Genomic DNA, 11,229 nt, shown 5'->3' with positions numbered 1-11,229 from the left:
TTAAAATCGATTTGGCACGACAATTAATTATGAAATGTTTAATAATTGTGGAAGTATAAAATGTTTACTTTTGATAAAAAAGAAAAATGAAAAAATTACTATTGGCCTGTTCCGTACTGGCACTTTTCAGTGGCCAGATTCAGGCGCAAAATAAAGCAACATCAGCATCAACCGAAAAATTAGCCGCTATGAATGCAGAAAACATTTACCAGTTTAAAGTAAAAGATATCGAGGGAAAAACCTTTGATTTTTCGAAGTTAAAAGGAAAAAAGGTAATGGTAGTCAATACCGCGTCCGAATGTGGCTTAACACCGCAGTACGAGCAATTGCAAAAGTTGTATACGGAGTATAAAAACAAAAACTTTATAATCGTAGGTTTTCCGGCCAATAATTTCGGAGCACAGGAACCGGGATCGAATAAGGAAATCGCAACTTTCTGCTCAAAAAACTATGGCGTGACGTTCCCAATGATGGAAAAAATATCCGTAAAAGGGGATGATATGGCGCCATTGTACCACTTTTTAACCGAAAAATCCAAAAACGGTTATCAGGATAGTCAGGTAGAATGGAATTTCCAGAAATACCTGATCAACGAAAAAGGACAGTTGGTTAAAGTGATTAGCCCGAAAACACTACCGGATAGCAAAGAAGTTATCGATTGGATTAAAAGCTAAGACATATAAAAAGTAAAGAAGCCTCCGTTTTACGGAGGTTTTTTTATAAAAATAATTGCAGAAATACCGAATCCAGCCAGCGATCAAATTTATAACCGCTTTCCCGTAGGGTTCCGGCGATTTCAAACCCCATTTTTTGATGAAACCGGATGCTGCCATCATTTTCGGCATCGATCACTGCGATCATGGTATGCTTTTGTTGTGCCCGGGCGATTTTGATCAAAGCTTCGAGTAGTAGTTTTCCAACGCCTTTTCCCTGGTGTTCATGGTGCAGATAAACCGAATGTTCGACCGTAAAGCGATAGCCTTCCTTAAAACGGAAATCACCATAGGTTGCAAAACCGGCGATTGCGCCATCGGAAACCGCTACCAGAAACGGGAAGTTTTTAGCCTCTTTTTCACGGATTATTTGCTGTTGTGCATCCAGTGTTCGTGGCGTATAATCGTAAATAGAAACACCGTTCAGGATTTCGTAATTGATAATTTCCAATACGTGCGGAATATCGTTTTCGGTTACGGGACGTAGGGTGACAGACATATATAAAGCATTACAAAAAGTGTACTCAAAGATAGAAAGTTTCACACTTTTTTTGAAGGAAATTCGACAGACTACCTTAAATTTGTTATTGCGTTTCAGGACGCTCAATTTAAACTAGTATTACAAAATGTCATACCCAAAAATACCTTTGGCGCAAAGTATAATTGCACTTTGTAAAGCCAAAGGCCTTCTCGATATCATTATTTCCCCGGGATCCCGAAATGCACCCTTAACAATCGGGTTTGCCAGTTCTAAAGAATTTAATTGTTATAGTATCGCCGACGAACGTTGTGCCGCCTTTATGGCCGTTGGTATGGCGCAACAACTCGGAAGACCGGTAGCATTGGTCTGCACTTCCGGTTCGGCGTTGTTGAATTACTATCCGGCAGTAGCCGAAGCCTTTTATAGTCAGTTGCCGATGGTTATTATTTCTGCCGATCGACCAACGTCTAAAATTGATATTGGCGACGGACAAACCATTCGGCAGCGGGATGTATTTGCTAACCATATTTTGTATAATGCTAACCTTACGGAAGAAGCGTCAGCGGAAAATGATCGAATGATCAATGAAGCAATCAATACGGCCATCATTCAGAAAGGTCCGGTACATATTAATGCTCCGTTCGAAGAACCGTTATATGAAGTAACCGAAAACCTTTCGGTGGAACCAAAAGTAACCCAGCCCAAACCGTTGGAAAATGTTTTGTCGGATGTACAACCTTTTATCCAACAATGGAATAAGGCAACGAAAAAACTGATTCTTATCGGAACCAACGATCCGGAGACTATAGCACCGGAAATTATAAACCAATTGGCCAATGAAGAGTCGGTTGTGGTTATGAAAGAGGTGACATCCAATATGCATCATCCGAATTTTATCGGGAATATCGATACGATTATCACCCCATTTACCGATACCGATTTTGCTGATTTTCAACCCGATATTCTGGTTACTATAGGCGGAATGGTTGTATCCAAAAGAGTCAAAGCCTTTTTACGGAAATATCCGCCTCAGGAACATTGGCATGTCGACACCTTACGGGCATACGATACCTTTGGTTGTTTGTCACAACACTTTAAAGTTACGCCAAATACCTTTTTTGGAACGCTATTACCGGAAAGCAAATCGGTTGCCAGCGATTATTTGCCAAAAATAGTGGCATTAAAAGCATTACGGGCCGAAAAACACGAGGCCTATGCCAGCCGTATTCCATATTCCGATTTTACCGTATTTCAAACCCTGTTACCCAATTTACCGCAAAATAGTCAGTTGCAAATCAGTAATAGTTCCGCTATCCGTTATGCGCAATTATTCGAAATTGATCCGTCGATTGAAGTCTTCTGTAATCGCGGAACAAGCGGTATTGATGGTAGTACTTCGACTGCGATTGGTGCAGCCATAGCCTCAAATAAGGAAACCATCCTGATTACGGGTGATATCAGTTTTCTGTACGACAGTAATGCCTTGTGGAATGCCTATATTCCGAAGGACTTTAAAATAATATTGATCAATAATGGAGGTGGCGGTATTTTCAGAATTCTTCCCGGACATCAGGAAACACCGGTTTTTAATACCTATTTTGAAACGGAACATCAGTACACGGCCGAACATCTTGCTGCGATGTACCGATTCCGTTATACGGCGGTAAAAGAGCAGTCGGAACTGGAAAAGGCGCTTCCGGTTTTCTTTAGCGATAAAACGCAGCCGGCGCTATTGGAAATCCATACGCCTACGGAGATTAATGATAAAATTTTACTGGATTATTTTAAAAATCTAACATAATAAGCAAGAAAATAATTGCTAAAAATAATACATATTGGTTTTATTTTGTTAAATTTGAAAGAGTGTAAAAATCAATTAAGTAACACAAAACAAATTTATTATGAGTAAAAGAGATGAACTAATTGCAAAGTACGCGGCTGATTTAAAAGACAAATGTGGCGTAACTCCGAATATGGATTTATTGACAAAAGTAACTATCGGTTGCGGTCCCTCTATTTACAATGCAGATTCTTCTACTGTTTCGGGTACTTCGAAATCGGAGTTGGATACCGTTAAAAATAATTTTTTGATCAAAAAGTTAGGTTTAAAAGACGGTCCGGAACTGGATAAAGCCATTGATGCCGTAATAGAAAAATATGGCCGTTCAAATAAAAACAAGTACAGAGCGGTAGTGTACTACTTGTTGACGGTTCACTTTAAAAAAGAAAGTGTTTACAAATAGGACAAAATAAAAAAAATAGGGCTTTAAGCCCTATTTTTTATGATAGAAAGATCCGGTTCTTATTTAAAAAGGTCCATTCCGGGAATATTCGGCATACCGTCTTTAGCCACTGCGGCCAATTCTACCTCATTTACATTCGTAGCTTTTGCGATAGCTTTGTTAATAACAAGTAGCAGATAGTCTTCCAATTGCTCTTTATCGTCCAATAACGAATCGTCAATCTGGATGGATTTTATCGTTCTGTTAGCCGTTAACGTAACCTTTAAAAGCCCGTCGTTACTTTGCTCGTCAATTAAAACCGTATCCAAACGTTTTTTAGTGTCTTCAATTTTTTGCTGGGTCTCTTTTAGTTTCCCCATCATTCCCATAATGTCTCCGAACATGTTAATAAAATTAATGATTAATGTTACCGCAAAATTATTAAATTGCAGATTGATTAGTAAACAAAACTAAATGAAAAATCAAATTATTTTGAGTTGCGTTTGTCTTATTTTTGTAACGGGAAACGCACAAAATAAAAAGCCCGATATGGTAAAAACACTAACACCGCCTATGGCAGCCGTAAAGCCAAAACAATTGGAAAAACACGGCGATATACGAACAGATAATTACTATTGGTTAAACGAAAGAGAAAACCCGGAAGTTATCGATTACCTTAAAAAAGAAAACGAATATTACCAGCAAATGACCGCACATACGAAACAGTTCCAGGAGGACTTGTTTCAGGAAATGAAATCGCGGATAAAAGAAGACGACAGTTCGGTTCCGTATCTGTATAACGGGTATTATTACATCACCCGTTACGAAAAAGGAAAAGATTACCCGATTCATGCCCGTAAAAAAGGCTCGTTGGATGCCAAAGAAGAAATCCTGTTCGACTGTAACGAAATGGCCAAAGGACATGCATATTTTCAGTTAAGCGGAATAAGTATCAGTGAAGACAACAAATGGTGTGCTTTTGGAATCGATACCGTTTCCAGAAGAGAATATACCATTCAGATCAAAAACCTTGAAACCGGAGAGATTCTACCGGTAAAACTCGAAAAAACAACCGGAGGTTCTACCTGGGCGAGCGATAATAAAACCCTGTTTTATACCCGTAAAGATTTGGTTACGCTTCGTTCTGATAAAATTTACAAACACAAACTAGGAACGGATCCTAAAAATGATAAGGTTGTTTTTGAAGAAAAAGACGATACTTTTTCGGTATTTGTATATAAAGAAAAATCAAAAAAATATATCGTAATCGGTTCGACGAGTACGCTAACGTCCGAATTCCGTATTCTTCCTTCCAACACACCGGATGCCGAATTTAAAGTGTTCCAGCCACGTACACGAGGATTGGAATACAGTATTTCGCACTTTGGCGATAGTTTTTATGTGGTGACCAACAAAGACAAGGCGACCAATTTTAAACTAATGAAAACGCCGGAAAATGCAACCGGAAAAGAAAACTGGAAAGATCTGATCGCCCATCGTAAAGATGTTTTACTGGAAGATATTGAAATCTTTAAAAACTACCTGGTGGTTTCCGAGCGTTCTAACGGATTGAATAAAATCCGCATTATGCCTTGGAGCGGAAAAGGGGAATACTACCTTCCGTTTGAAATCGAAACCTATACGGCGTATACTACTACCAATGTTGACTTTGATACCGATATTTTACGATACGGTTACCAGTCGATGGCCACACCGTCGTCGATTATCGACTTCAATATGAAAACCAAAACGAAGGAAGTTAAAAAAGAACAGGAAGTTTTGGGTGGGAAATTCGACAAAAACAATTATATCGAAGAACGTATTTGGGCCACTGCGCAGGACGGAACCAAAGTGCCGATTTCGGTTGTATACCGCAAAGGTATCCAGAAAGACGGTAATAACCCGTTCTTGCTTTACGCCTACGGATCGTATGGCGCCTCAATGGATCCTTATTTCTCATCGATACGTTTGAGTTTACTGGATCGAGGGTTTATCTACGCTATTGCGCATATCCGCGGAGGAGAAGACCTTGGACGCGAGTGGTATGAAAATGGAAAATTACTTAAAAAGAAAAATACATTTACCGATTTTATTGACTGTTCCAAATTTGTAATTGCCGAGAAATACACCTCCGCGAAGCATTTATATGCCGAAGGCGGATCGGCCGGCGGATTACTAATGGGAGCGATTATCAATATGGCACCGGATCTATACAACGGTGTGATTGCACAGGTACCTTTCGTAGACGTAATCACAACCATGCTGGACGATTCGATTCCGTTAACAACCGGAGAATATGACGAATGGGGGAACCCGAACGACAAAACGTATTACGACTATATGCTATCGTATTCGCCATATGACAATGTTAAAAAACAAAAATACCCGAATTTACTGGTAACTACCGGACTTCACGATTCGCAGGTACAATATTGGGAACCGGCCAAATGGGTTGCCAAACTGCGCGTTATGAAAGTGGGAGATAGTCAGTTATATATGGATACCAATATGGATGCAGGCCATGGCGGTGCTTCCGGACGTTTCGAATCGCTTAAAGAAGTAGCTAAAGAGTATACTTTTTTGTTAGATTTAGAAGGAATTAAAAAGTAGATAAATTTTTTTTGTTAAATTTGCAGAGTTCTGAGGTTACTTAATTACTGTAAGTAATATCGCTCGACTAATTTATATTTTATGAAAGAAGACATAAAAGCCTATAATAATGTATTGGAATTAATAGGTAATACTCCCCTAATTAAGCTCAATAAAATTACAGAAGGATTAGAAGGTAATTTTTATGCTAAAGTAGAAGCTTTCAACCCGGGTCATTCCACAAAAGACAGAATTGCCGTATATATAATTGAAGAAGCAGAGAAAAGAGGAATTCTAAAACCTGGCGACACAATTATAGAAACGACTTCCGGTAACACGGGTTTCAGTCTGGCGATGGTGAGTATTATTAAAGGTTATGACTGCGTTTTGGCAGTTAGCTCAAAATCTTCCAAAGATAAAATTGATATGTTACGGGCGATGGGCGCTAAAGTATATGTATGTCCGGCACACGTATCTGCAGATGATCCCCGTTCGTATTATAACGTGGCCAAACGTTTACACGAAGAAACGAAAGGATCGGTTTACATCAACCAGTATTTTAACGATCTGAATGTTGATGCACATTATAACACAACCGGCCCTGAAATATGGGAACAAACCAACGGAAAAATAACCCATTTGGTTGCTTGTTCCGGTACTGGTGGAACGATTTCCGGAACGGCTCGTTTCTTAAAAGAGAAAAACCCGGCTATCAAAGTACTTGGTGTGGATGCTTTCGGATCGGTATTAAAAAAATACCACGAAACCAAAGAGTTCGACAGCGAAGAAATCTATCCGTACCGTATCGAAGGTTTGGGTAAAAACCTGATTCCAACGGCAACCGATTTTGATGCTATCGACAAATTCACCAAAGTAAATGATGAAGAAAGCGCTCATACGGCCAGAGAGATTGCAAAAAAAGAAGGTTTGTTTGTAGGTTATACGTCCGGAGCAGCGATGCAGGCGGTAAAACAATTTGCCGAAGAAAACGAATTCACCAAAGACAGTAATGTGGTGATTATTTTCCCGGATCACGGTTCCCGCTATATGAGCAAAATCTTTAGTGACGAATGGATGAACGAACAAGGCTTTTTCGACAGTGTAAATGCTGAAGAAGTGCAAAAAATCGAATTTATAAAATAAGATAAATCACAATAAACAAAAAGACTCCGAAACCAATTCGGAGTCTTTTTGCTTTTAGTAAATAATATTTTCAGATTGCTGGTGGAATAAATAAAGCAATGTTTACCTTTGTGCCTTATAATCGCACAGAATACCATGATTGAGATCGGAAAATACAACACCTTAAAAATCGATAGAGAAACGAAAGTAGGCTTATTCCTTACAGACGGTAACGCGGATATACTTTTACCCAATAAATATGTCCCGGAACAGTATGAAATAGGTGATGAGATAGCTGTTTTTGTCTATCTGGATCACGAAGAACGTCCTGTCGCAACTACTTTGGAACCGTATATCTTTTTAAACGAATTCGCCCTTTTACGTGTGAACTATACCAACAAATTCGGTGCCTTTATGAATTGGGGTATGGAAAAAGACCTGTTTGTTCCGTTTAAAGAACAGGCGCGTCCAATGGAACAGGGAAAACGGTATCTGGTTTATATGTATATTGACGAGAAAACCGGTCGTCTGGTAGCTTCCAGTAAAACGAACCAGTTTTTGGATAACAAAGAGATCACCCTGGAGAAAGGTGAGGAAGTCGATTTGATCATTTCTCATATTACCGAAGTGGGAATCAATGTGATTATCAATGAAAAATACAAAGGTTTATTATATAAAAACGAAGTATACGACGATCTAAGAACGGGTGATCGCATTATCGGCTATATCAAAAACATCCGTCCCGATGGTAAAATTGACGTTTCGGCGACCAAATTAGGCTTTGAAAAACTAGAGCCGAGTTCCCAGTATATTTTAGATGAATTAAAAGCCAGCAGAGGTTTTTTACGACTCAATGACGATAGTCACCCGGAAGATATTAAAACCGTGCTTAAAATGAGTAAAAAGACCTTTAAAAAAGCCATTGGTGTTTTGTACAAACAAAAGCTGATCGAAATTAAAGAAGACGGAATTTACCTCGTAAAATAAAACACAAAAAAAGGAGCATTTAATAATGCTCCTTTTTTTTATCCCGGCAATTTTTCCGGTGCGGGTTCCCGGTAGATCACAGAAGTGATACTCTGAAGAAACGCTTCCAAAGCATCGAGTTCTTCTTTATCCAGCTCCAGTTTTTTTAGTAAAGGAGAGGTTTTTGGAAATAGTTTATCGTTTACTTGTTCGCCTTTTGGTTTTACATTGGGCATACCGGCATTATACAGGTTTAAAACACCGCGTAGTTCCGGGAAAAGACCATTGTGCATATACGGTCCGGTTCTTCCAACTTCACGTAGGGAAGGTGTTCGGAATTTACCCACATCATCGGCATTTTTGGTAATGTTATAACGTCCTAAATCCTCATATTTACGACCGTAGTACGTTAAACCGGCATTGTGAAACTGATTGTCTGAAAACAAAGCCGAATTATGACAGTTAATGCATCGGGCTTTGGTACGGAACAGGTGTAAACCGGCAACTTCCTTATCGGATAATTGCGTGGAATCGCCTTCGATAAATTTATCAAAACGACTTTTACGACTCACAACGGTGCGTTCGAAAGTGGCAATAGCTTTAAAAATTTTCTCTTCGGTTACTTTTCCATCACCAAAAGCCTTTTCAAAAAGCGGTTGATAGCCTTTGATTTTTTTGATCGTTTTAACCGCAATATCCATGTGGTTGTTCATTTCCTTGGTATCTACAATTGGGAAACGCGCCTGATCTTCCAGACTGGCAGCACGTCCGTCCCAAAAAAAGATATTGGAGTAGGCTACGTTAATGATCGGTTTGGAGTTTCGGGTTCCCGGCGTACGGTCGTGTCCGTGGGATACTCGTTTTCCATCGCCCCATCCCAATTCGGGATCATGACAGGACGCACACGAAATCTGTCCGGATTTGGACAATCTCGGATCAAAAAATAGTGTTTTCCCAAGGTCTCTTTTCGCTTCGGTATACGGATTTTCGGCCGGAAATGTTACTTTAGGCAATACACCTAAATCCTGAAAATCTACAACGCTGCTATCGAGAGTTGGCTTGGGCCATTTGCTCACATCGCCGCCGCTGTATATTTTTTTCAGATCCGCTACGGAATAATACTTTTCATCATCTTTATGGTTTTTTAGCGAAACCAGTCCGACGAATAAAAAACTAAGGACTGTAAATCCAATAATCTTTTTCATACTTAATAAATTATCGAGATACCACCGTTAAAATAGGTACTCGCTGTGGTATTGTAATCCGTTGTATAAGTTTTATATTGATCACCTATCGCAACAAGGGTATTATAGTTTGCAAAAATACGTAACTTTTTAGTTTTTGAAAGGCTGTATTGGTATTGCAGCATAATATTGGAACGTAATTTTGAAGTAGCATCATACGCCTGATCCGGTTGGATCACATTATTGGCAAACGACAGGTTCGAAGTGGAAATCGGAATAAAAAGCAGGCTTTCATCCAACGCCTGATAGTGCTGTACGCCTAAGGCCAGATTCAGTGTGTTTTTCTCTTTCGACAAGAGGTCTTTGTTAAAAGCAGCCGAAAGTTCCAGTGTATTCAATCGTTTGTCGGTACTTCCTAATAAATCGACATATTTATGGCGCATATAATTGGCTCCGAATTCAAAGCTGTAAACCACACGGTTTTTATCTTTTTTGATCACACCGCTGTTAAAGCTGAAAATATCCAGATTCATACGGTAGTTCTGACCATTTTCGCGTACGGAAAAGTTGTCTCCTTTTTGTTTTTCGTAGCTAAAACGAAGTTTATAGTCTTTATCCACGCCGTCGTAAAAATAATTCAGGTCGGTGGTATGCGAAATCACACGGTACATAAACTGCTTTAATTCGTCGTCAATATACACATAACCGCGTACGTTTTTGCCGTAAAAGCTTTCCATCGATTTGTTATAGCGATACGAAGCATTCCAACTGTTTCGGTTGTTTTGGTATTGATAGCCAAAACCAAAGTTTTTATCGATCGTATTAAAGATATAACGGTTGTATGACGAGTTAAAAATAATACGCCCATAACCGGATGAAAAACGGGTAAAGGTTTCCGGATAAGCCGGTGCATTTGCGGCATCGTTTACATACGTAATGTTGTCGGTTTCCGTTTTTTTGGACATTCCGGCAAATACGATCAGGCTGTGGTTGCGGAAGTTATATCCGGTTTGAATCTCACCACCGTAATTGCTCAGTTCTATTTCCGGTCGCGGATCGTTGGTACGGTAGTTTTTACCGTTTTTATAAAATGCTTTTCCGCCCAACAGGATGTTGTTATCAAACTGGTAGGCAAAACCACCGTCAAGGTTGTATTCCTGGTTGTCCCAGTTTCCTTTTCGGGGCGCAAAGAAATAATTGGGCGACAATACGTTTTGATTTTCCGTTCGTTGGGACGAAAAGTTATAACCCAGTCCTTTTTCAGACGATTTATCGAATGTAAAACCACCAAATAAACGTAGTCGGGGTTTTACATTATATATTCCCTGAGTAGAGAAACGGTACTGCGTTGTTTTGTCGGCCGTCTGAACACGTTTTAAATTCAGGTTTTTCTGGCTGAATTCGATTTGTGTCAACGTAAAGTCATTCAAATGTTGTGTAGTATAAAACAACGGGTTTTTCCAGAATTGCTGACGGATGTCGTTGTAGAATACATTTTGAGGTACCGATAAACTATCAGTGAGCTGCGCCTGAACGGCACAACTCACTAACAGAATAAAATATAATATTACTTTTTTTGAAGTCATATTGTAAAGCTTGTTCTTAAAAAATAAGAAACGTTGATAAATGGAATCGGTTGGAGCCGATTAGTTCGCAAAACCTCTTGGATTTGCTTTAAATTTCACGAAATCGTTAGCAGAGTTGTTGGTGTCTTCTAAGATTTTACGTCCGTTTACAATCGATTTTACTTTACGGTAAACGGCTTGCGAATTATAAGCTGCATCACAGTTGATAAATGAAGCATCGATTTGTGATTGTAGCATTTTTGGTCGTTGGCTACTTGGGTTGTAGTGTTGTAAATCTACACCGTCGATAATTTTATTGTTCGGAATCTGAATAAAGAATTTTGTCGAATTTGTAATCGAAGCAATAGACGGATCCGGGAAATTCTG

General features: G+C 39.3%; 11 protein-coding genes. 6 read left to right on the top strand and 5 right to left on the bottom strand.

The annotated features are described in order from the left end of the window. Positions 1-86: 86 nt before the first annotated feature. Positions 87-674: a glutathione peroxidase gene (locus Q1R07_RS04805; RefSeq protein ID WP_300486543.1), complete on the top strand. Its 588-nt coding sequence runs from the start codon at positions 87-89 to the stop codon at positions 672-674. 43 nt (positions 675-717) lie between these two features. Here Q1R07_RS04805 and Q1R07_RS04800 read toward each other — a convergent pair whose 3' ends face one another. Then, positions 718-1,212: a GNAT family N-acetyltransferase gene (locus tag Q1R07_RS04800; protein ID WP_300486540.1), complete on the bottom strand. Its 495-nt coding sequence runs from the start codon at positions 1,210-1,212 to the stop codon at positions 718-720. Positions 1,213-1,339: 127 nt separating this feature from the next. Between Q1R07_RS04800 and menD the strand changes: the two genes are divergently transcribed. Further along, entirely contained in the window at positions 1,340-2,995 is a 1,656-nt protein-coding gene (menD, locus tag Q1R07_RS04795) for a 2-succinyl-5-enolpyruvyl-6-hydroxy-3-cyclohexene-1-carboxylic-acid synthase (protein ID WP_300486537.1), read from the top strand. 100 nt (positions 2,996-3,095) lie between these two features. Further along, a complete protein-coding gene (locus Q1R07_RS04790) occupies positions 3,096-3,437 on the top strand; it encodes a DUF2853 family protein (RefSeq protein ID WP_136401644.1) in 342 nt (113 codons plus the stop codon). 59 nt (positions 3,438-3,496) lie between these two features. Here Q1R07_RS04790 and Q1R07_RS04785 read toward each other — a convergent pair whose 3' ends face one another. Next, positions 3,497-3,820 (bottom strand): YbaB/EbfC family nucleoid-associated protein, encoded by a 324-nt coding sequence (locus tag Q1R07_RS04785; RefSeq protein ID WP_136401643.1) that lies wholly within the window; start codon positions 3,818-3,820, stop codon positions 3,497-3,499. Positions 3,821-3,890: 70 nt separating this feature from the next. Between Q1R07_RS04785 and Q1R07_RS04780 the strand changes: the two genes are divergently transcribed. From Q1R07_RS04780 to Q1R07_RS04770, 3 genes are all read left to right on the top strand, one after another. Then, positions 3,891-6,026, top strand: a complete 2,136-nt coding sequence (locus tag Q1R07_RS04780; protein WP_300486532.1) for a S9 family peptidase — start codon at positions 3,891-3,893, stop codon at positions 6,024-6,026. A gap of 81 nt (positions 6,027-6,107) precedes the next feature. After that, positions 6,108-7,148 carry a cysteine synthase family protein gene (locus Q1R07_RS04775; protein ID WP_136401641.1) on the top strand — a complete coding sequence of 347 codons (1,041 nt, stop codon included), beginning with the start codon at positions 6,108-6,110 and terminating at the stop codon, positions 7,146-7,148. Positions 7,149-7,283: 135 nt separating this feature from the next. Then, a complete protein-coding gene (locus tag Q1R07_RS04770; RefSeq protein ID WP_300486527.1) occupies positions 7,284-8,114 on the top strand; it encodes a S1-like domain-containing RNA-binding protein in 831 nt (276 codons plus the stop codon). A 38-nt stretch (positions 8,115-8,152) separates the two neighbouring features. Here the strand turns inward: Q1R07_RS04770 and Q1R07_RS04765 are convergent, their stop codons facing one another. The 3 genes from Q1R07_RS04765 to Q1R07_RS04755 all read right to left on the bottom strand — a co-directional run. Then, positions 8,153-9,298, bottom strand: coding sequence for a cytochrome c peroxidase (locus tag Q1R07_RS04765; protein ID WP_300486524.1), 1,146 nt, complete (start codon positions 9,296-9,298; stop codon positions 8,153-8,155). 2 nt (positions 9,299-9,300) lie between these two features. Further along, a complete protein-coding gene (locus Q1R07_RS04760; protein WP_300486521.1) occupies positions 9,301-10,863 on the bottom strand; it encodes a DUF6850 family outer membrane beta-barrel protein in 1,563 nt (520 codons plus the stop codon). Between the two features lie 60 nt (positions 10,864-10,923). Beyond that, positions 10,924-11,229, bottom strand: a 306-nt coding sequence (locus tag Q1R07_RS04755) for a DUF4876 domain-containing protein (protein ID WP_300486518.1), incomplete at its 5' end; no start/stop codon positions are given.

This window comes from Flavobacterium sp., from assembly GCF_030146175.1.
In the GTDB taxonomy this organism is placed as follows: Bacteria; Bacteroidota; Bacteroidia; order Flavobacteriales; family Flavobacteriaceae; genus Flavobacterium.
Note: the sequence above shows the minus strand (reverse complement) of the source record. Positions and strands in the feature narration are given on the sequence as shown.

Coding starts and splice junctions, on each gene's coding strand:
- menD (WP_300486537.1), top strand. CDS start 1,340: ATGTCATACCCAAAAATACCTTTGGCGCAAAGTATAATTGCACTTTGT.
- Q1R07_RS04785 (WP_136401643.1), bottom strand. CDS start 3,820: ATGTTCGGAGACATTATGGGAATGATGGGGAAACTAAAAGAGACCCAG.
- Q1R07_RS04775 (WP_136401641.1), top strand. CDS start 6,108: ATGAAAGAAGACATAAAAGCCTATAATAATGTATTGGAATTAATAGGT.
- Q1R07_RS04790 (WP_136401644.1), top strand. CDS start 3,096: ATGAGTAAAAGAGATGAACTAATTGCAAAGTACGCGGCTGATTTAAAA.
- Q1R07_RS04780 (WP_300486532.1), top strand. CDS start 3,891: ATGAAAAATCAAATTATTTTGAGTTGCGTTTGTCTTATTTTTGTAACG.
- Q1R07_RS04770 (WP_300486527.1), top strand. CDS start 7,284: ATGATTGAGATCGGAAAATACAACACCTTAAAAATCGATAGAGAAACG.
- Q1R07_RS04760 (WP_300486521.1), bottom strand. CDS start 10,863: ATGACTTCAAAAAAAGTAATATTATATTTTATTCTGTTAGTGAGTTGT.
- Q1R07_RS04765 (WP_300486524.1), bottom strand. CDS start 9,298: ATGAAAAAGATTATTGGATTTACAGTCCTTAGTTTTTTATTCGTCGGA.
- Q1R07_RS04805 (WP_300486543.1), top strand. CDS start 87: ATGAAAAAATTACTATTGGCCTGTTCCGTACTGGCACTTTTCAGTGGC.
- Q1R07_RS04800 (WP_300486540.1), bottom strand. CDS start 1,212: ATGTCTGTCACCCTACGTCCCGTAACCGAAAACGATATTCCGCACGTA.